The following is a 20,828-nucleotide window of genomic DNA, read 5'->3' as shown; positions in this document are numbered from 1 at the left end:
ATGGAAAAGAAAAAATATCGGACAGTAAGTATTTTTAATTCAATGAGACATTTCAAATATCTCTTAAGAAAACCAGTAAGTCATTCCTTTAATGATATCTTCACAAAGAAAAATGCAAGTTATTTAAATGATAATGCCATCATAAAATCCAAATTAAGACTCGAATCCAATCCAAGAACTGCTCCTGATAATTTAAGAGGATTTCATACCAATGATTGGGAAAAATGTATTGGATGCGGAACTTGTGCTGAAATTTGTCCTACTGAAGCAATTACCATGGTCGAAAGATTAGATGTAAAAGAAGAATTAGGAAAGCATCAACAAAGGCCAGTTATAGATTATGGAAGATGTTGTTTTTGCGCTTTATGTGTTGATACTTGTACTACTGAATCATTAAAGATGAGCAAAGAATATATTTATGCTTCGACCGATCCTGATAAATTTATTTTGATGCCTGAAAAAACATGGCAAGGTGAATCAGTTGAACAAGGTTGGGTAAAAGATGAGGTAAGCGAATTATTAGACTTAAAAAGAATTCCTATGGAACACTTAGAAGCGACTACCAGAATTAACAGTTACATGGAAGTCGTAAAAGGTTTTTCAAAAGAAGCCGCAAAACAAGAGGCATCTCGTTGTGTTGAATGTGGCGTTTGTACAAGTAGTTGTCCTGTGCAAATGCATATACCTCAATACATAAAATCCATTTGGGAAGATGATATTGAAGGCGGATTAAGACAAATATACGAAACCAATCCACTACCAGGTGTATGTGGTAGAGTTTGTACTCATAACTGTGAAACAGCTTGCGCTATCGCTGTAAGAGGTGAAGCAATTGCTATTAGATGGTTAAAAAGATACATCATTGATTCTGCCCCAGAAGACATGTATGAATCCATAATATCAGAACCTGTTTCTGAAATTATAGATGCCAAAATTGCTGTTGTTGGATCTGGTCCTGCTGGGCTTGGTGCTGCTTATTATTTAAAAGCTTTAGGGTATACCGTAGATGTTTTTGAAGAAAAACCACTTGCGGGTGGCGTTATGAGATATGGCGCCCCTGCCTATCGTTTACCAGATGCTTCCGTTGATAAAGACATTAATTTTTTGAAAAGAATTGGTGTGAATATATTAACAAATACTAGAGTTGGAACAGACATTGCTTTAGAAGATTTAGAAAAAAAATATGATGCCGTTTTCTTAGGCACAGGATTCTTTAAAGCTAGAAACTTAACCATTCCAGGGGCAAATCATCCTGATGTGATTGGTGCAATGGATTTCTTACCAAGAGCTAGAGATTTTTCAAGAGGATCCATAAAAATTGAAGATATGAATATTTTAGAAAGTGCAGTAGTCATAGGCGGTGGTGATGTAGCATTTGACGTTGCTAGAAATTTAATTCGACTACAAATTTTAAAATTTGGAAAAGCAAACGTTACTTTAACTTCACTTGAATCAAGAGAAATTCTTCCTGCAAGTTTAGATGAATTTGAAGAAGGTCAAGCAGAAGGGCTTAAATTACTCCTAGGAAATGGACCTCAAGAAGTCGTTCTTGAAAATAACAAAGTAAAAGGGTTAAGAGTTTGGAAATGTGTAAGTGTATTTGATAATGAAGGTCGTTTTAATCCTCAATTTGATCAAAACACAGAACAAGTAATTGATGCATTACAAGTATATGTATCAATTGGACAAGCTCCAGATTATGAATATATTCCTGAAACAATCAAACAAAAAATCACAATGGTTAGAGGGAAAATTAAAACAAATGAATTTGGACAAGTTGAAGGTCTAGATTGGCTATTTGCTGGAGGAGACATCATGCGAGGTCCAGATATTATTAGTGGAGTTGCGGACGGTCACCGAGGTGCTCAAGGAATCGATGAATATTTGTACAAAAAAGCTAAGAAAAAGGAAACAAGTGAATATTTATCTGCTTTAAGAGTTGCAATCAAAGAAAACACTCCTAAATTGACTTTAAAACAAAGACCTAAAAATTAATTTACACTGAAAAGCCTTGTAGTGAATTTTATATAAACTACAAGGTTTTTATTTGTAAAAAAGTTTCAAAAAAGAAAAGATTATATTATTATTTTATTCAAAATATGATATAATATTTTACAACTTTGGAGGTTTTTTTATGAAGAAAAGATTATTTTTAACAATGATATTATTTTTATTTGGGTTTAGTGCATACGCTTGTGATATGCTTACTACTGCTTCTACGACCACTACTTTTTTAACTAGTTCAACCCCCGCTAGTACAACTACATCTCAAGTTAGTACAACTACATCTCAAACAACGTCTGCTTCTACAGAATCACCAATTATTCCTAGCAATTACTCCACATTACAAGATGAGATTGATGTTGTTGGAATTCCAGCAACTGGAAATGTAAAAGTATTAGTTTTTGTTGTAGAATTTAGTGATTATCCAAAAGAAGACACTGGCGTTTCGGTAGAAGACATTGAACTTGCCTTTAATGGATCTAGTTCCAATCTTGATTATGAATCTCTAAATAGTTATTACTTAAAAAGCTCTTTTAATCAATTAAATATTACTGCTGATGTGTTTGGTTATTATATGGCAGACTATCCTGCAAGTTACTATGCAGATGAATATGAAAAATTATATGCATGGGACTATGTACATGATGATTGGCTGTATGGAGAAGATGAAGTAACTTATCCAGATTCTGATTTAATTTATGAATTGCTATCTAATTATGCAGGTGATATTGATTATTCACAATATGACCAAAATAATGATTCTTATATTGATGGAATTTATGTAATCTATTCTACTCCTGTAAGCTATGAATCGGGTTCTGACTTATGGTGGGCTTATCAAGATATCTATATTTACGAAGGAGATACTTTTCAAAACAAAGAACCTTATTATTTTGCATGGGCAGGTACAGATTTCTTTTTAGAAGGAAATGAAAACCTTAATGCTAGAACCATTATACATGAAACAGGCCATATGTTAGGCCTTGATGATTACTACGATTATGATTCTTCTGATTATTATAATAGTGGTGGATTAGGCGGAGCTGACATGATGGATAATACCGTAGGAGATCACAATCCTTTCTCAAAAATACTTTTAGGTTGGATTACACCTCTTGTGGTCACCGAATCTATGACAGTCGATATCGCTCCATTTTTAGAAGATGGCGAAGTCATCTTGTTAATAGATGAATGGAATAATACTATTTTTGATGAATATTTACTTATAAGTTATTACACCCCCACTGGATTGAATGAATTAGACAAATATGACATTTTTTCTACTTCCGGAATTATTATTTATCATATCAGCGCTGAGATTGATCAAGGCTATGATGACTCCTCTTCCTATTATTCAATCTTTAATTATAATAATACCGATACTAATCACAAATTAATTGAAATCATTGAAGCGGACATGGATAACGACATTTTCACTGATGGTTATGCAGAAAATAGTGATTTGTATCAAGCCTCTTCTAGTTTTGTATCCTCATCTTATCCAAGCTTTGATTGGTACTCCACATTAGAGTTATTTAATTTTACGATTCATATCAATTCAATAGGAAATACCATAGCAAGCATTTCTATTGATTTTGATTCAGGTAATTAATCTTTTTATCTTATCTTAAGTAAAAAAAAGATAATGAACTTTAACTTCATTATCTTTTTTTATGTTTTATATCTAATTTCCTATTTTCTCATTCGTAACAAGCTTTAATTGTTTCCATAATAGAATTTATTACATCGTTTTCTTCTTTGAAATGTAATTCATCATAACCTAATTCCTTTTTGTATTGCATAGGATTACAATAGAATTTTTTATTTTGTATTTGAAGCATCAACTTAAAGTGGTTTAATCCACTTTCTTTTCCTTGTAAGTATGACAATTTATCAATCTTTTTTGCACCAAATGCGGCAATAATGGGCGGTACACTTCTATATCGTTTTTTGGAACTTGAAGCCTCAATCATTAATGAGATTAATTCTTTAAAGGTTAGATTTTTATCTCCAATTAAATAAATTCCTCCATGATGTCCATTAAAAGCAGCTGCAACAACTGCTTTTGCTACATCTTTTACATCTATAACGGTAGTTCCTCCCCCCCAAGGGAAATAAATGGTTTTGTATTTTTCAAAATAAGAAAGGAAAAATTCACGCCAAAGTGGTTTTCGTGAAGGCATTGTTCCAAAAATGTATGGTAGTTCTAAAATCATAACATCAAATACATTTGGTTCACCCAAAGCAATGAGTTCTTGTTCTTGTTGTCTTCTTGCCATAATGTATGGATGATTTTTAGATAATTTTCCATGATATACTCTATCAAAGTGTGAAAAATAGGAATTCATGATAATACATCTTTTTATTTTAGCATCTTTTGCAGCTTGGCAAATTTTTTTGGCTTGAATCACTAGTTTTTCATGAAAAAAAGTGTATGCTGGTTTCATTGGAACAAATCTGTCATCTGGTCCTAATGCATAAACAAATGTATCATAGTCTTTTTTTGAAAATAATTTTACTAAGTCTTCCCTACTCATTTCAAACATATTTCCAAAATTTAGTCCTATTGATTTTGGAAACCAGCCTTCTAAATCAATTTCATTAGGAAGTGCAATCGTATCAACCAATATATTTCTTTCTAAAAATTGAAGGCAAGAGTAATATCCTAAAAACCCAGTTCCTCCTGCAACAAATACTTTTTTAACATTGTGTTCCATTTATATCTCCTTTAAAATAGTCATTCTTAAAGATGGATTACTATTGCAATAAAAATTATTATCGCCAATCCTCTATGAATATATAACCAAATTTTCTTTTTAGGTTTCGTAAATGCACCAAATGATCCAAGAATTGCCTCTAAAAACATACACGATGCCGCAATCAGCCCTGTAACGCTTATCCCTTTATCTATAAATTGAATCACAAAATGAGTCAAAACCAATAAAATGGTAATTAAGCCAAATAATCGATGATTCTTGAAAATGAATTTCATCATTTCAATATATATTTTGTAAAATTTAGGAGCTTTCCTCAAAGTCTTTCCAAATTTTTTCGTAATAAATTTTAAAACATAGTTTAGAACAGTAAGTAAATAAAAAAAGATAATCAAACCACCAGTAAATTCTCCTAATTCTTCAAACATTGTTTCAACTCATTTCTTAATTTTTTTTGAATTTCAATTCTATTATACTCTAAATATTTAATCAACCCAATAAATCAGATTAAAAAGAATGAATTTACTATAATACATTATTTTTACCTGATATGATATAATATACTTAAAAATAAATTTATGTGAGGTATCTCTTTTGACCAGACGAAAAAAAATATTAGTTTTTTTTATTGTGATTCTTTCAATCTATGGGCTACTTGCGATTTTCCCGCGTCCTCAAAGCATTTCAGCTGTAAACCCATTAGTTATTTCTGAAGAATCAAAACCGCTCTTAATTGCTCATGGAGGAGGAAATAAAGAGTTTCCTGATAACACGCTTGAAGCCTTTTATAATGCTTATAGCATAGATTCATCAGTTATGATGGAAACTGACGTTTCTCTTACAAAAGATGGTGTTATTTTATTATCACATGATGTTAGCCTTGACCGAAAAACCAATTTAGTCAACGCCTTAATTATTGAAACAAATTATTCAGACTTAATAGCCGATGAAGTTGATTTTGGTTATAGCAACTCCGTTACAGGCGGTATAAATGTATCAGAAGAATTCACAAAATATACAAATTACCTAGAATCCGAAGTAACTCCTTTGGATATTAATTATCCTGATGGAATTTTACCAAGACACGAATCGGTATTCCTTGCTACTACACTTGAAGAATTAATTACTTCTTTTCCAGATAATTTTATCAATGTTGAAATCAAGCAATCTGGAGAAACAGGACTATTAGCGCTTCAAAAGGTAATTGAATTAATGGAAGACCTCGATGAAGAGTACCACACTTTTTCTAGAATCGTACTTGCTTCTTTTCATAAAGAAGTTTATGAAGAGTTAGAAAACATTCAAAAAAATGATCACGACAATTTATTGTTTTCTCCAGCAACTAGTGGAGTAACTAAATATTTTGTTTTACATACATTAAGACTAGATGTTTTCTTCTTTGATAAAATTGCTGTTTTACAAGTTCCAACAGATGAGTACGGTTTAAATTTATCAACGAAAGCATTTATTGCTACAGCTCACAAACATAATATTGCTGTACATTATTGGACGATTGATGACCCCGAAGTAATGCGAATGTTAATTGAAAATGGGGCAGATGGCATTATGACAAATATTCCATCTTTGCTCCAATCGGTGTATGACGAATATACTTTTAGCACTCCTTAAAAAAGATATGCATTAAAATGAATACAAATGGTTGTTCAAACATTCTTTTAAAAGAATATGAACAACCATTTTTTTATGAAAAAATTATAATTTAATGATTAATTTATCGATTCGATTGATTACTTCTTTTGCAATCAAACTATGTCCCTTTACTGTTGGATGGATTCCATCATGTAACAAATCAAATTCATTATACTTTAATGCTTGTTCTGCTAAAAAACCATCTAAAGGAATATACTCATCTGCAAATTCTCTTGCAAGCATTCTTGTTACTTGAATCTCTTCATCTAAATCTTTTCGAAAACTTCTTTGAAAGTCATCCACGGTAAACATAAATGGTTCCATCATGATAATGAATGTTTTTGGAAGTTTTTCTTTAACTTGCTCTAACATTTTTCGATAATAATTTTCGTAATCGGTAATCGTCTCTCCTGTACCAAAAGCATACCGATGCCATACGTCATTAATTCCTATAAGAATGCACAAAATATCTGGAGTGAAATCCATTGTGTCTTTTTGCCATCTTGCAAAAAGATCACTTGTTTTATTTCCGCTTATTCCTCGATTTATAATGGTATGGTTTGGATAATTTTTTGAAATTTCATGAACGTATCCTTCACCATAATCATCATGAATTCTTCGATTACAATCTGTGACACTATCTCCTTGAAATAGAATAACTAAGTTCTTCATGTAATAGATATCTCCTTATGCATTGTAGCGTTTGTCTTTTAAATCATTTAAAAAATTATTAAGAAAAAATTTCATTAAGCAATCTTCCAACAAATAAGTACCAGCTAAATATGATTATAGCAATTGGAATAATCATAGTCAAAAAATACCAGCTATTTTTTTCTTTTTTGATCAATTTAATTGACAGAATAAAACAAATAAGTGCAAAAATATGATTGATAACAAACGTGAAAAGTTCCAGATCTTTTAACAAGACTGAAGTAAAAGAAATAATCTCAAATTCATTTAGTGTATTCGCAATTGTGACAAGTAAAAATACAAAAGACATACCGCATAACCAAATAACTGTTTTTTTCATTAGATTCTCCTTAAGCATTAAAATTAAAATAATCTAATCAAATGCCAGACTACTTAAATCTTATTATACCAAATCTCATTAAATATCCAATGTAGAATCAAAAAATTTCTTTTATCTTTGCTTAAACACTTCTATTTCGTCAATCCTAATCCAATAAGGGTTGTATCCTAGATCCTCATTTTTTGAAGATGTAAAAAAGAGATAAATTCCATCTTCTGAGATACTCGCACTTGAATCTTCTGAACTAGTATTAATTTGATCGCCTAAATTTTCAGGAGTAGAAAAATCGCCTGATTCCTCTTTAAAACTAATATACAAATCATGTTGTCCAAATCCTGAACTTCGAACAGAATCAAAAATGAGATAACTTTCATCTGGAGAAATGAAAGGCCACCACTTCCAGATTGTTCTGTATTTAATACTGAAAGTTCTTCTATTTCTTGATATGCTCCATTTGAATATACGCAACGATATATTTTTGAGCTTTCAGTGCCATCAACATTCCACAATGAAAAATAGATGTTTTTATTATCTGCCATTGAAAAATTCCAACCAAGTGCTTTGCCTTCTGGAAGATTTAAATCAAGTGCAATAGGATTTCCCCATTCTGAATTCACAAAGGTTACTTGATAAATTGTAAAATCTAATCCATTCACATTCAAAAAATATAGTTTGTCGTCTACAAATACAGGACAATTGTACGCTCCTTCAATGCCATCTATTTCAAATTTTGTAGGTTCTAACCAAATGCCATTTACTTTTTTAGATGACCACATTTGAATTTCGCTTGATTCTCTAATATACTTAGTCCAAAACATTTCATTGCCTTCGGGTGAAAACACTGGTGTTCCATGCCAAAACCAGATATCGCTTGCTAAATATCCTTCTGGCTCAAATCGAATGCTTTCATTTGTTGGAGGGGTTTGATTTAGATAGTCGATTTGTATTACTTCAGTTAAAAGAGTAGTTGTTTGAAGATTACAACCACTAAGAAATAAAAGACTTAATAAAAAATATAAAATAATCATTCCTTTTTTTATCATTTGATGTGGTCCTTTCTTATTTTGTTATTATGAAATGAAATTATTTGCCAAATTTCTTATAAATTAAATTATGAATTAGATTGAAAGGCTTCAAGTTCATCAAGTCTTATCCAATAAGGATAATAATATACATCCTCTAACCTTTTAGCGGTAAAAAATAAATATACTCCATCTTCAGAAATACGTGCATAAGATTCTTCTTCGCTTGTATTTACTTTATTTCCAAGATTGATTGGCTCCATAAAATTTCCAAAATCATCTTTAAAACTAACATAGATGTCTTGGTGTCCAAACCCATCATATCGCCCAGAATCAAACAAGATATAACTTTCATCAAAAGCGATATAAGGAGAGCCGCTTCCAAAATCATCTCCATTAAGAATATCTATGGATTCGGGTGCGCTGTAAGTGCCGTCTTGATAGGTTGATACATATATTTTAATTGGCTCATCTCCTGCAAAGGATCCAAGCGTTAGAAAGACATTTTTATTATTCGAGACTGAAAATCTCCATTCTAATACTTTGTTATCCGGAATTGGAATATTTAGTGCTTCTGGATTCGACCAAATTCCATTTACTTTAATTACTTTAAAAATTCTATATGTACCTGCTAAAGACAAGTTCATGAAGTACATTTCATCTGCGTTGTTATTAAACACAGGAGAGTTTGTGTATCCATCAATTCCTTCAATTTCTAATTTAGATCCAGGTTCCCAAATTCCATCTATTTTTTTTGCATACCAAATTTCAACTTCATCAAGAGAAGAAAAAATTTTAGTCCAATACATTTCGTTTCCATTTGGAGAGAATACTGGTGAACCACTCCAAAACCACGTACGGTTTCCATTTTCTAAATCAAATCGAATGGCTTCATTGGTTGGAAGAATTTGATCTAAATAATCAAAATTTACTTCACTTGTTGATATGGTTGTAGTAGACGAAGTAATGTCTATTGAACTAGTATTGTTGTTACATCCAATTAATAATAAACTAATTAACATAAAACATAAAACTACTAAAGTCTCTTTTTTCATAAATCTATTCCTCTCTTATCGTAATGAACTACTAATCATGTATTAAATTTATCGAAGATATGAATATTGATCTATTAACCATTGATTCCATTCATCAATTAATTCTTGCCACGAAAGTGAAATTTCTTCTTCAATCGTATTTTGTTGTAAAAATACTTTTCTTAACGTCTCATCTCCATAAGTATTCTTAACATAATTAGCAATTGAAATCATTGCATATGGATTTGAAGCGCTTACCGAGTTCAACTCGTTAAGCACATAAAACACATCACAAAATGTTGGAAAATCTTCATTTTGAAAATCTCTTCCTAAATACTCAAGCAAAGCAGTTGTCTCGGCACTTTCATAATAACGCCTTGCATCCATTGTATTTTGAGAAGTAATTCTCTCAAAAGATGAATCAAGATTATAATAGATTGCAATGGATTCATATTGCCAATTATATTCATTAATAGGCGTAGTTAAGTAATGAAGATATTCATGTGATATCGGTATCGCTGAAGAACTATACGCTGTTTGATTTATTTCCGAATAGTAAGCAATGGAATTAGATTCACTTATGACTTTTGCTTCACTACAAAGAACGACACTAAAAAAATCGTTTGGCCTCATATAGTCACTAAAAATTTCATCCGATGCCTTCATATCAAGTTCTAAATTTACAATCACTTCAATTAATTTAAAATAATCTGAATGAAAATAATCTATTTGAGTAACATCCATTCTTACTTCAGTAAAATTGTTTAGCAAATAGTATTTTGCATGATCTGAAGAAATAATTAATGGTGTTTTATTCCCTCCATATGTAAATGAAATTGAAGTATCTCTTGCAGATACATTTGTTGTACTACCTATTGATTCTAACCAATTATTTATCATTTCACTTGCTTTAAGTCTATATAAGTCAGGTGATTCGTTTTGAAGATTAAGAACATCTACTACGTAGTTAACTTCTTCATTTTTCATTAGATAAGTCATTAATCTTATCGATATTGCTTTAATCATCGGAAGTACTTCTCCGACATATGCTTCTAAAAAACAAGGGTAAGTTAAATCAAAATAATCAAGATTTGAAGTCGCTTCTGTAAAATCAATTATATTTTTAGTAGAGACTACAGGGTTATCCGTTTCCCATTTCAGTTCTTTTGAGATAATATTGCTTATTCCATATAACATACCATAATTTGTAAAATCGCCAAAATATGCTTGTAAAGTAATCAAGATTTGTTTGTAAGTTAAGGTATCATCAATATCAAAAAACGCTTTAGAATTCTCGCTTTCTGTTCTTGAATTATACTCCTTTAGAACATAGAACATCGCAGATGGTATATTTTCAATGTACCCTTTTGCTTGAAGATAATTTAAAATATATTTTTGAGAATTGATAAATTTGTCTCTTAAAGTTAAGTCGATAGTCTCAGAGAAATAATATTTTACCGTATCTTCTTCATATAAATAGCTCATTACTTGTGAAAGACGTTCGTTCGCTTGTGGTTCACTTATTGAAACATGCGTAGGCAAATATGTATAAGTGTCTTGAGAAATCGATATTGGATAATCCGAATTGCATCCATATAAAAATACAAATAATATAATTAGTATTATTATGCTTATTTTCTTTGGTATGAAATAATTTTTTCTCATGAATGTTGATACCTCAACTTCACAAAGTCTACCCACGAGTCCCAAAAATCATCTTCTGAACATTCAAAGATAAATCTCAAACGTTCTGGGGTTTTTAATAAAGACAAAAGAGCTTTTTTTCCAAAACGACTCACTATATACTCTATCATTGAATACGTCAGTTCATACCCGTGTTGAATTCTAAATAAATCATCATCTGATGAAATTTGCATTACGGAGTAACGATTTAAATCATCTCCTAACTCAATTATTGATTTTTTAATTGCATCAAAAGACAACCAATTACTTTCAAACGCTGATATTCCTTGTAGTAGCCAAAAAGGAGCTCTAGGATTAATATAATAGATTAACAATTGTGTAAGCGCGTGAAAAGCTCCAAATTCAAGGTTTGAACCAGTAAAATTATCTTTTGGAGTTAAATGAACAATCTCCCAAAATTGACCAGCCGTTAACCAACTTGGACCATTCTCATACCCCAAAGCAGAATGTAATTCTTTTTGAGTTGAATAGATATATATAATTTGTTTGCGTTTTAATTGAATTGATAAATCTGTAGAAACTTTTTCATAGTATTCTTCCAAAGATAAAGCGAGTGGACGAATGTAATTTTGATTGTTGTACCCAGAAAATTGAAAATGTTGTGTTTCATAATGTATGGTGTTTCCATATATTCTTGAAAAAAAAGATTTCATTTCATCTCTTACATAAGTCATTTCTGTCACAAGAGGATAATATAAAAACGAATTTTTTACAGTTTCATAGCCGATTACTTTTTTTGAAACCAAACGCGAAAGAAACGTCTTTACTGTGGCACTACTCCAATTGTTTTGTTCTTTAAGAATTGAAATGATTTCTTTAGAACCTCTAGGTGATTTACTTAATAGAATTCGCATTACTGCCCATTCAGAATTTGTGATTTCATAATGTTTTTCCATAAATGTCCTCCATATTGTTTACAATTGTAAATGATATTCCTATTTTACCAAAGGAAATTGCGTTTGTCAATCTATAAATAGCAAGTAAAGATAAATATGATTGCAAGAAAAATCCCAATATGAATTAACCTTGTAGAAAGAAATTAAGTTTATTCTATTCTTTGATTAAACCAAATAAAAAAACCATAAAAATGTCATTTTTATGGTTTAAAATTTATTGCTTATCCTGTTATGGTTTATATTGTTCAACAATTCTAGTATACAAGCGGAGAGGATATTGCCCATCATGTGCTTCACCTGCCACCATGCGTGACATCTCAGATGGTTTTGTGATACGCACAATTCCTGTTTTTTTGATTAGATTAGCATAACCATCAAACTGACTTACAGTTGTTAAAATACTTGCTGTCTGAATATGATTCTTATGAGGTTTAATCGTTTGAATAAAATGTTCTTTAGGACACATCTTAATCCATACATTACGGTATAACATCGATAGTGTTAATTCACTGTCATCTGAAGTAATCACGCTGATACCATCTGTTTTCCATATTTTTTTGTTTGTATGTGATTGTTCTAATTTCTCATTATATAATACAATAGCATTTCTACTTCTAATTCCATAAGGAACTGGCTTATGTGTTTTATTTGCTTCGACAAATAATTTAAAAAATCTCGAAGCAAACTGATCAAGTTCAACTCTTGATGTTGTATCAACAAATATGCCTTGTGCTGAAGAACAAAGCATTTGATCTGTCATAGCAATATGATGTGCTAAACCTATCAAGTCTTCATCCGATGCATCAATTGATGCATAAGCAAAGGATAATTTGTGTCCCCATTCGATGATTTTTGCATTGATTGGCGCCATGCTTCTAACTGCCTTTACAGCTGCATCTCCTCCCCATACAATGATTGCATCAGCAATGTTTGCTAAGTCTTGCAATGTTTCTGTTTCTGTAGAAGGAACATCAAAAACATAAATATAGTCTTTTATTTTCGGCTCAATTTGAATCAATTCCGATAATAATGCTACGGATACACCTCTATCACCTGAAGGGAGTTTTAAAATATTAATGTTACCAGCTAGTAATCCTTCTATTACAGAATATGCAGGTAATGCATCTACATTTCCAGCAGCAATATGAAACAAAATTCCAAGAGGCTCAATCGAACGTATATTTTTTTCATTTAGTGATTCTAATTTAAAATTTATTGTACCTAATTCTAATTTGATTTTTTCAAGTAGAGCTTGTTCTTCAAACATCGGAATATGTTGTAAAAAATAGTCATATGGAATATCAAATTCTTGTAGCAAAGGAATGATTAAGTCATCAAAATCTTTATTCTTTACTTTTTGTGCCAATACATTACACGCTTTAATCACATCTATATTTTGGAGTGGTTCAACCGATGATAGCGTCTGATAACAATCTTCTCTTAAAGATTCAATGATTTTCTTTTGTTCTATATTTTCTAATATTTTTCCTTTATAGAGAATCATCTTATTCCTCCTTGCTCAAAAGTAATTCTTCTGCTCCTTGAGCACAAGTTACAACATCTTTTATACCTACTCGCCCAATGATTTCTAAAAAGGGAGAATGTTCACCACATTCGCATCCTTCGTCATGTAAAATTCCTAAGTCATCTGTCATGATAGATAACAAAGGGGTTCCTTCTGTCATTGGTGTCAACAAATTGATTAATCCTAATTTGCCATTTGGTAATGGTTCAAATGTATCTGGGTGTCTGATAATCACTCTTGCATATGCAGGCACATGAAAATGATGACTTCTACAATCTGTATACAAAATAGGATGTTCTACAGCTCCAAAGAATTCAAAGATATGTGCATCATCTATTCCAAGAGCATCATATACCATTTTGTAAAATTCCATTTTATCTACTTTTTCAGCATAGAATTGTTTCCAACCACCGCCGATAGTTACAATGGATCCTTTTGGCATTTGTAGTTTGATACCTTCATCATTCATTTCCTTTAGTAAAAAGTACGTATATGCAGGAAACCCTATCGTGCGTATTGGCGTTTTTTTCTTAGAAGCAAGAATTAATTGTTGTTTCATATAATCTAAATCTACTTTATATCCATCTTTTTTCCATCTTATCGCGTAAATTCGTTTTTTTGCAGGTGCAACAAAAGTAAATCCAAATGCAGTTTTCATTATTCCTGCATCACTGTGTTTTGTAGGTTCAAAACCAAAAATTAAATAGGTCACTGGTCTTAAAGACCATAACTTATGATATGAAAATATTTTTTTAATCATCAAAAATCCACGCCACAAGTCACTAAAACTTAATGCAATTTTACTTGACACTCCAGAAGATGTCCCAGAAGAAGTTGCTTTAATCGGCATTCTGCCTAAAGGTTTAGAATAGAGTTCATGATGTTTAAAATAGAGTGTAGGAAGAAACGGTATTTTTATAACATCTTCCATGGAAGATATCGTTATCGGATCAAAATGAGCTTCATCTAAAATACGTTTATAATCCATACAATGCGTATAATGATACATTGCATTTTCTCTCATCGCTTGAACAAATAACTGTTCCGATTTGGCTAAATCATAGGGTTTTTTCATTCTAAAAAGTTTTCTTACATATTTTCTTTTCATTACAACTCTCCTATTTAAATTAATTAGTATTCATATGAACGATTCATCATTTATCCAATTTTAATATCAATATCATACATGCACATAACACTTTATATGTTTTCTTAGCGACTTTCATTGTATGCATTTTATGAAAGATTTTTGCGTGTTACTTCACAACTTTTAAATTTATGAAGAAATGAAATCCTTTCCAAGTGTCAGAGAAAAGATCAACATTTTGTGAGTGCCTTGTTTGGAGAATATCAAAATCTTGCAGCAACATTTTTAGGTCTTCCGCATCTGGATAGAAATGAGGAATTCCATCTTCTGGTCCGTCCTCATGCTTGACAATAACATTGCGTTCAAGAACATCCCATCTATTTGGATAATATTCCAAAGTTTTGCTTGAACCGAACGTTACGAAAGACTTCACCACCTTTCCGAACCACACGGCGAATTTCTGAGAGGGCCTTAGTAACTCCTGCTCTGTTGGAATGGTAAATAGAGTGATACTCCATCAGGCAATCAAACGAATCATCTGGATAAGGCAAAGAAGTCATGTCAGCAACATCACATTGAATGTTCAAATTTTTATGTTTGGAATATTCAGACAACTCTTTCACGCTTTCAGAAGATAAATCAATCGCGGATACATCAAACCCGTTTTTTGCGAAAAGAACAGCGTGCCTACCTCTACCGCATCCCAAATCTAATAAACGAAGGAATCCTAATTCTTTCCATCGATGAAGCAAATAATACGAATCCTCACTAGGAACAAGCCAACGATTTGAACGATCTTTCGTCCAATCCCATGCATTATGAATGCCCAAAACAATCCCTCTCTAATTACTATTAAACCCAATAACTCATGAAAAATGTCTATGCGTGTTACGTTAATACTAAAATAACACGATAACTAAAATTAGTAAATACATTTAAGAATAAATGATTTTTCATTCTTTATTATCAACAAAGAATCATTAGATATTTCTTAAAACACCATTTAATCTATTTATCGTAATGTTTTAGTATAATTAGATAAAAATCTCTAATAAAAATTAAACATGCCATCGGATTCTCTCAAATTTGATCCGATGGCATGTTTTCTTAAATATATTATGTATTCCTAAAAACAAGAACAGGAAAGCAAGGTCATTTTAGAGAAAGAAGTGATACACTTTCCACGTGCGTGGAGTATATCTAATTGCTCGAAAATATGTCGGTTCGTGTACGTCGGAAACATATTTTTAGCCATTTTATGTTCCCTCATTCCAGACTTTTTCCAGTGTGGGAACATATTTTTCCCAATTAAAGGAAATATTTACAAACTAGTCATCCCAATCATCATCATCTTCATCGTCTTCTTGATTGAACCAATTAAACACATTATGAACTGCCTCGTGATACAACGAGAAGGATACTTTATTGGGGTCACTGTTTCTGTTCTTCAGTTTCAAGTATTCTTCTTTTAGTTTCTGCCAATGATTATTAACATCGATCCAGTCTCTCTTTTCATCAACGTTTCGACTCAACTTACGCTCTTCCCAAGTGTATGATGAATCAGCTTTATTGAACCGAACATACTTATAATAATGACTATCTTGATCCTCGGGATAATAGACTACAGCAAAATCACAACCATGCACGATTCTACTGTTTTTTTGGTCGACGACTTTGATGGAAAGTGCTGATGTTTTATTATTAGGATCGTTATATGGTGATTCTTTTATTGCTTCCTTCAAAGCATTCAGTATAGTGACTCTTGCAAATTCCGGCTTCCAAATTTTTCCTTCGCCTGGACCATTCAAAATTAGGTTGTAATCGAAATCGTATCCTTGATTACCCCCTTTAATTCTAGTGATTAAGTGTCTACCACCACTTCCGATAAGTTGATATTGGAATGTAAACTCATCTCTAACTAAATCTTGAACTCTATGAATGATTTCCTCTAGTATATTCCTAACCGGTTGATACTCATCCTTTTCAACAAATTCATACATAAATTTAATACCTCTTACCTCTCTGTTCATCTAGCTAATGCTAAATCGTAATAGAATATCACCGACGATAATATTTGTCAATAGCACAATTTAGATTTTTATCTTTTAAGTATTTTTGTAGCATCTGATAAATCGACATGTCTAGCTTTTTCTGTTTCGAATCGCGATTGTAGCCTTGATAGAACATCTATTTTAAACTCATCAAAACTTGTAAATTCTATTCCGGATAAAATGGATTTGATTACTGCCATTTCCCTCATCGGAATTACAAATTTTGTATTTCTTTGGTTTATATGAATAAAGATTTTTCTCAATGAAATCTTCACCCACTGATAATCTTCCTGCATCAATTTAATTAAATCACGATCACTATGAATAGGAAGAACACGATTGACTAAGTTGCCAACAATACTTGCTATATTATCACTTAGTTGTATCTGCAACGAATTGTCACTCGATATGAATTCAATATTCTTGTAATCCCAGTTCGCATTGATATATTCTTGGACAGTTTCAATCTTATCATGATGTATCCTTATCTGATTGTTTGTAAGTCGGGGATTATTGTTCTTAAGAACTAGTATCGTTTCACCTAGGGAAGTTAGATTGACAATGTTGTTTCTGTCTTTACCTTTGATCCAGTCGTTCGATACATTATCTTCTTTAAGTTCAATTATGTAGTTTTCAACAGAATCTCGAACACCTAGTATTGCACTTTTCCACTGTAATACTAGATATGATTCAAATGGAGAATTGATACATTCAGTGTAATTATAATTGATAACATACTTAACGAATTCATCAATAGATACAACATCATTACTCTTTGTTACTGAAACATATTTACCCAAAAAGTTATCATTGAGTTTTATTAGTAATTCGCAAAAATGAACGTATAAATCATATAGATCGCCACCGTAATCACAAACTCGATATATTAACCAGTTAATCATCTGAGTTACCAAAAAAAACTTTTTGTCATATACAGTTACATAAAGATTATCTCCGTGACAAAAATTTTTAATAAATTCGTCTCGAATTTCTGTATTGTCTTTTCTTAATAAATCATTGCCCTTCATTTCAAAAGAATTTGGGTTTTTCGTCTGCAAACTAGAATGCCAAGTTTTTTTAAATTCTTGATATAACTCTGTTGTCTTTGGGCTTTCGATATACCCAACCAGCACGAAATAGCGTTGGTCTCCATAGTTAAGTGTACTTCCATTAAAGCTAATCTCACCTGTATTACGCGATTCATCGAAATAGATGTCCATATTCTTTACCCTACTTAATAATTGATTGAAAATATATCGTTGACAAGATTTCTTCCATTCTTCTATATAATGCTTTAGTTCCAAATGAAGATGCAAATTGATTTACTGTAAATTTAAAAAATGCATAGAGAATTCCAACCAATAAAAACAACGTCATCATAAATTGAAATCTTTCAGATGATATAGTATTGTTTTCATTAAAAGAAAAAGCAGCAATTGAAATAATAATAGCAACCAAACTTAGAAAAACACCAGAACCGATTATGTTTCGTGGAAGCAGTGTTTGATAGTGTTTAATCGCTTCTAATACCTTAGGACGTGTATTAATGCTATTTTTCTTACATATTTCTGCGAGCATTTTTGCATCCCGAGATTTTCTTTCATCAATATACGATTGTACGTTGCTTTTTACTTCAAAATATTTTGCTTCATGGTTATTGAATTTTCTCACAATGAAAAAAATGTAAGTGTACTGCGAAGGTACGATTAAAAGAGCTAGTCCATAGCTATACCAGATACTACCTAAAATTGTTGATAAAAATATAGATAGTACAGTATAACTCACTGATAAAATTAAAATAAAGTTCAAATCTCTCTTGTACCATGAGTTTTTCTTGAACTCATTCTCAATTCTATAGTACATAATCTTACCCCCTAAAGTGGTTATTCCATTATCATTGCTTCAATGATTTTAGGAATAATCGTTCTTACTCCAAAGAATTCATTAATCTTATGATGTGTAAATCTAATTGCATCAATCTCTATTGCTTGATTTAAATACTCTGCATCATCACTTTCATTGTTTTTGCCGCTAGGTTTTAAGTAATTAGTAAATTCTTGATGCCAAATATCCAATGTCTCAGGTGATTCATATATCTTATTCTTTATGCAATATCCTTGATAGGCATGCCTTGTTTCGTGAAAAGCTGTCACAATCACTTCGATCCATGGTGATTTTACAACCCATTCTTCATTAAAGACTATCTCATCTGATTCAAATAAATACATCCCTGTTATTTCTTTATTTGATACATCTGAAGGATCAAAAAAACTTGTATATGGTAATGGTATATTTAAAATTTTAGCTACAATCCTTACACCATTAAGCGCTACTTCATAATTATTCATCTTAACCTCTTGAAAGTTATTATCAATTGTAGATACTAGATAATCAGTAATTAGTATTATTTTGCTGACCTACCTATTTATTTAGGCAAATCCACACAGTCATGCATTAATGTATACTTTCTTGCGTTTACAATATCTCCTCTATATGTTGTTGAAGTCCATCCATCTCTAACAAAAATTCCGACAAACTTATATCCATTTTCTCCTAAATTATTTTTGTACTTCAAGAATGTTATTCTTTTTTCTGGGAACCAATCCCCTGCTGATTCTTTTTTGTCAACTTCAAATTCGATAATTTCACGACCATCTAGCGATAATCTATTAATCCAACCACTAACAGCGCATTCAATATCGTTGATGAATATGTTACGTCGTGCAAACCATACAGAATAGTCTTTATTGAATTTATGTGGAATTAATACTTTTGTTGGTCCTTTTCCACCTTTACGACCATAGTCAAAAAGCTCATTCAACACTTGTGTTATTGTTGAAAAAGTTATGTTGTCAAAAACACTAAGTATCCCTTTATTTCGAACTATTGAAATAAACTCTTCATGCGTGTTCCAATGCAATGGCTGTACAAGTGTTTTAATCTTTTCATTTATTTTATTGACTGAGGCATTTATTTGATCATGAATATTGTTTATATCATTTTCTGATGTATAAATTACAATTTCATCATAATCTGTTCTGTTGTCATAAATCATAGCTGAAACAATCTCGTCTGACCTAATCAAATCAGCTTGTACAGAATTGTTATGCCCAGCTTCATATACTTCAATTCCCAAATTGATTTGTGGAAAAAACATGTCAATAAGATACCATCTTGAACCACACCTTACGTATTGCTGAGTTACTGGCATCAATTCCAAATTATTCGCTTTATTCCAAATTGCGTTTAGAACATAGTTTTCATCATCTTTACGTTTCGTCCTTGATAAAGTTTTAAACAAATATTCTTTTCTCTCCATAATTATCCCCATTTAGTGAAATTAAAAAAATGTGGCTGTCAGCATGTAAGCCGCATTTAACTAGAACCCATACACAATGTAATATCTAGCACCACAATGATTATTCAATATAAGCTTCAATATCTCCAAAACTCTTAACTTTTTCAAGCTTAACATCCGGAAAACTTGTGACAACTTTTATTTTAATCGTTTTTTTAGAGAAACTTTTTGAATCAGAAATTTTTACTTTCATGTCTCCAAAATGATCTACAAATTGAACTTTTAAATCAGGAAAACTATCAACAACTTTAAAAGTTACTTTTTGCCCTTTGAAAGTAAATAACTCACCCTTTGTCATTATTAATTCCTCCCATTGCTTTTTTTATATTATACATCTAAAATTAAAATAAAAAAAGCCATGTCCAGTAAATATGGAACATGGCAATTATTCATTTCTTTAATTGTTCTTGAATTATTTTCTCAGCTGCTGATAAAGTTGCTCTACCTTGCATCTTGTTACTGAAGGAAATGTAGTCATCAATGATTGCTTCAATCTTTGATTGATTAGTTTCTACGAACGTTACGGCTTTCTCTGTTGAACCCGTGAGATTGCTTACCCACTCGCTTAATCTAGATACGACAGCGAGTTTTTTGTCATCACCGACAAGAAAAGCTTCACCCTTTTCTTTTGCGAGCCTGTTCTTTTCTTCGACAATCATGATGAATTCTTTGATGGTTTTCTGGACACTTTCATCGAAGACGATATCCTTAGCTTTGCTTACCAAATCAGATACATTCTCTGCAGTGTTTTTT

21 protein-coding genes are annotated in these 20,828 nt (G+C 31.4%); 3 read left to right on the top strand and 18 right to left on the bottom strand.

Annotated features, from left to right (window positions below; genetic code table 11):
* Nucleotides 1-1,995: an FAD-dependent oxidoreductase gene (locus tag KJ971_02760; protein ID MBU1144764.1), complete on the top strand. Its 1,995-nt coding sequence runs from the start codon at nt 1-3 to the stop codon at nt 1,993-1,995.
* Between the two features lie 139 nt (nt 1,996-2,134).
* Nucleotides 2,135-3,616, top strand: a complete 1,482-nt coding sequence (locus KJ971_02755) for a hypothetical protein (GenBank protein MBU1144763.1) — start codon at nt 2,135-2,137, stop codon at nt 3,614-3,616.
* An 88-nt stretch (nt 3,617-3,704) separates the two neighbouring features.
* Here KJ971_02755 and KJ971_02750 read toward each other — a convergent pair whose 3' ends face one another.
* Complete coding sequence (locus tag KJ971_02750; GenBank protein MBU1144762.1) at nt 3,705-4,721, bottom strand: NAD-dependent epimerase/dehydratase family protein; 1,017 nt, start codon at nt 4,719-4,721, stop codon at nt 3,705-3,707.
* A 26-nt stretch (nt 4,722-4,747) separates the two neighbouring features.
* Nucleotides 4,748-5,146 carry a hypothetical protein gene (locus KJ971_02745; GenBank protein ID MBU1144761.1) on the bottom strand — a complete coding sequence of 133 codons (399 nt, stop codon included), beginning with the start codon at nt 5,144-5,146 and terminating at the stop codon, nt 4,748-4,750.
* A gap of 166 nt (nt 5,147-5,312) precedes the next feature.
* On the opposite strand from KJ971_02745, the gene KJ971_02740 reads away from it, so the two are divergent.
* Nucleotides 5,313-6,347, top strand: a complete 1,035-nt coding sequence (locus KJ971_02740; protein MBU1144760.1) for a hypothetical protein — start codon at nt 5,313-5,315, stop codon at nt 6,345-6,347.
* Nucleotides 6,348-6,431: 84 nt separating this feature from the next.
* Here KJ971_02740 and KJ971_02735 read toward each other — a convergent pair whose 3' ends face one another.
* The 16 genes from KJ971_02735 to KJ971_02660 all read right to left on the bottom strand — a co-directional run.
* A complete protein-coding gene (locus KJ971_02735) occupies nt 6,432-7,040 on the bottom strand; it encodes an SGNH/GDSL hydrolase family protein (GenBank protein ID MBU1144759.1) in 609 nt (202 codons plus the stop codon).
* Nucleotides 7,041-7,098: 58 nt separating this feature from the next.
* The gene (locus tag KJ971_02730) at nt 7,099-7,398 is read right to left on the bottom strand and encodes a hypothetical protein (protein MBU1144758.1); all 300 of its coding nucleotides are present in this window, start codon (nt 7,396-7,398) and stop codon (nt 7,099-7,101) included.
* A gap of 263 nt (nt 7,399-7,661) precedes the next feature.
* Nucleotides 7,662-8,441 (bottom strand): hypothetical protein, encoded by a 780-nt coding sequence (locus tag KJ971_02725; GenBank protein ID MBU1144757.1) that lies wholly within the window; start codon nt 8,439-8,441, stop codon nt 7,662-7,664.
* A 68-nt stretch (nt 8,442-8,509) separates the two neighbouring features.
* Complete coding sequence (locus KJ971_02720; protein MBU1144756.1) at nt 8,510-9,475, bottom strand: hypothetical protein; 966 nt, start codon at nt 9,473-9,475, stop codon at nt 8,510-8,512.
* Nucleotides 9,476-9,523: 48 nt separating this feature from the next.
* A complete protein-coding gene (locus KJ971_02715; GenBank protein MBU1144755.1) occupies nt 9,524-11,119 on the bottom strand; it encodes a hypothetical protein in 1,596 nt (531 codons plus the stop codon).
* The gene (locus tag KJ971_02710) at nt 11,116-12,054 is read right to left on the bottom strand and encodes a BlaI/MecI/CopY family transcriptional regulator (GenBank protein ID MBU1144754.1); all 939 of its coding nucleotides are present in this window, start codon (nt 12,052-12,054) and stop codon (nt 11,116-11,118) included. The genes KJ971_02715 and KJ971_02710 overlap by 4 nt, the downstream gene beginning before the upstream one ends.
* A 229-nt stretch (nt 12,055-12,283) precedes the next feature.
* On the bottom strand, nt 12,284-13,558 hold the full coding sequence (locus KJ971_02705) for an acyl-CoA reductase (protein MBU1144753.1): 1,275 nt from the start codon (nt 13,556-13,558) through the stop codon (nt 12,284-12,286).
* A gap of 1 nt (nt 13,559) precedes the next feature.
* Nucleotides 13,560-14,687, bottom strand: a complete 1,128-nt coding sequence (locus KJ971_02700) for an acyl-protein synthetase (GenBank protein MBU1144752.1) — start codon at nt 14,685-14,687, stop codon at nt 13,560-13,562.
* Nucleotides 14,688-15,043: 356 nt separating this feature from the next.
* The gene (locus KJ971_02695; GenBank protein ID MBU1144751.1) at nt 15,044-15,496 is read right to left on the bottom strand and encodes a class I SAM-dependent methyltransferase; all 453 of its coding nucleotides are present in this window, start codon (nt 15,494-15,496) and stop codon (nt 15,044-15,046) included.
* A 498-nt stretch (nt 15,497-15,994) separates the two neighbouring features.
* Nucleotides 15,995-16,666: a hypothetical protein gene (locus KJ971_02690; GenBank protein MBU1144750.1), complete on the bottom strand. Its 672-nt coding sequence runs from the start codon at nt 16,664-16,666 to the stop codon at nt 15,995-15,997.
* Nucleotides 16,667-16,764: 98 nt separating this feature from the next.
* Complete coding sequence (locus KJ971_02685) at nt 16,765-17,937, bottom strand: DUF3800 domain-containing protein (protein ID MBU1144749.1); 1,173 nt, start codon at nt 17,935-17,937, stop codon at nt 16,765-16,767.
* 10 nt (nt 17,938-17,947) lie between these two features.
* Complete coding sequence (locus KJ971_02680; GenBank protein ID MBU1144748.1) at nt 17,948-18,580, bottom strand: hypothetical protein; 633 nt, start codon at nt 18,578-18,580, stop codon at nt 17,948-17,950.
* Nucleotides 18,581-18,600: 20 nt separating this feature from the next.
* Complete coding sequence (locus tag KJ971_02675; GenBank protein ID MBU1144747.1) at nt 18,601-19,065, bottom strand: hypothetical protein; 465 nt, start codon at nt 19,063-19,065, stop codon at nt 18,601-18,603.
* Nucleotides 19,066-19,142: 77 nt separating this feature from the next.
* Nucleotides 19,143-20,036, bottom strand: coding sequence for a hypothetical protein (locus KJ971_02670; protein ID MBU1144746.1), 894 nt, complete (start codon nt 20,034-20,036; stop codon nt 19,143-19,145).
* Between the two features lie 100 nt (nt 20,037-20,136).
* Nucleotides 20,137-20,373, bottom strand: a complete 237-nt coding sequence (locus tag KJ971_02665) for a hypothetical protein (GenBank protein ID MBU1144745.1) — start codon at nt 20,371-20,373, stop codon at nt 20,137-20,139.
* A gap of 91 nt (nt 20,374-20,464) precedes the next feature.
* The coding region (locus KJ971_02660) for a hypothetical protein (GenBank protein ID MBU1144744.1) at nt 20,465-20,828 on the bottom strand (364 nt) is incomplete at its 5' end.

This window comes from Bacillota bacterium (assembly GCA_018818595.1).
Classification (GTDB): domain Bacteria; phylum Bacillota_I; class Bacilli_A; order Izemoplasmatales; family Hujiaoplasmataceae; genus JAHIRM01.
Note: the sequence above shows the minus strand (reverse complement) of the source record. Positions and strands in the feature narration are given on the sequence as shown.

Coding starts and splice junctions, on each gene's coding strand:
- KJ971_02760 (MBU1144764.1), top strand. CDS start 1: ATGGAAAAGAAAAAATATCGGACAGTAAGTATTTTTAATTCAATGAGA.
- KJ971_02755 (MBU1144763.1), top strand. CDS start 2,135: ATGAAGAAAAGATTATTTTTAACAATGATATTATTTTTATTTGGGTTT.
- KJ971_02750 (MBU1144762.1), bottom strand. CDS start 4,721: ATGGAACACAATGTTAAAAAAGTATTTGTTGCAGGAGGAACTGGGTTT.
- KJ971_02745 (MBU1144761.1), bottom strand. CDS start 5,146: ATGTTTGAAGAATTAGGAGAATTTACTGGTGGTTTGATTATCTTTTTT.
- KJ971_02735 (MBU1144759.1), bottom strand. CDS start 7,040: ATGAAGAACTTAGTTATTCTATTTCAAGGAGATAGTGTCACAGATTGT.
- KJ971_02730 (MBU1144758.1), bottom strand. CDS start 7,398: ATGAAAAAAACAGTTATTTGGTTATGCGGTATGTCTTTTGTATTTTTA.
- KJ971_02725 (MBU1144757.1), bottom strand. CDS start 8,441: ATGATAAAAAAAGGAATGATTATTTTATATTTTTTATTAAGTCTTTTA.
- KJ971_02720 (MBU1144756.1), bottom strand. CDS start 9,475: ATGAAAAAAGAGACTTTAGTAGTTTTATGTTTTATGTTAATTAGTTTA.
- KJ971_02715 (MBU1144755.1), bottom strand. CDS start 11,119: ATGAGAAAAAATTATTTCATACCAAAGAAAATAAGCATAATAATACTA.
- KJ971_02710 (MBU1144754.1), bottom strand. CDS start 12,054: ATGGAAAAACATTATGAAATCACAAATTCTGAATGGGCAGTAATGCGA.
- KJ971_02705 (MBU1144753.1), bottom strand. CDS start 13,558: ATGATTCTCTATAAAGGAAAAATATTAGAAAATATAGAACAAAAGAAA.
- KJ971_02700 (MBU1144752.1), bottom strand. CDS start 14,687: ATGAAAAGAAAATATGTAAGAAAACTTTTTAGAATGAAAAAACCCTAT.
- KJ971_02690 (MBU1144750.1), bottom strand. CDS start 16,666: ATGTATGAATTTGTTGAAAAGGATGAGTATCAACCGGTTAGGAATATA.
- KJ971_02685 (MBU1144749.1), bottom strand. CDS start 17,937: ATGGACATCTATTTCGATGAATCGCGTAATACAGGTGAGATTAGCTTT.
- KJ971_02680 (MBU1144748.1), bottom strand. CDS start 18,580: ATGTACTATAGAATTGAGAATGAGTTCAAGAAAAACTCATGGTACAAG.
- KJ971_02675 (MBU1144747.1), bottom strand. CDS start 19,065: ATGAATAATTATGAAGTAGCGCTTAATGGTGTAAGGATTGTAGCTAAA.
- KJ971_02670 (MBU1144746.1), bottom strand. CDS start 20,036: ATGGAGAGAAAAGAATATTTGTTTAAAACTTTATCAAGGACGAAACGT.
- KJ971_02665 (MBU1144745.1), bottom strand. CDS start 20,373: ATGACAAAGGGTGAGTTATTTACTTTCAAAGGGCAAAAAGTAACTTTT.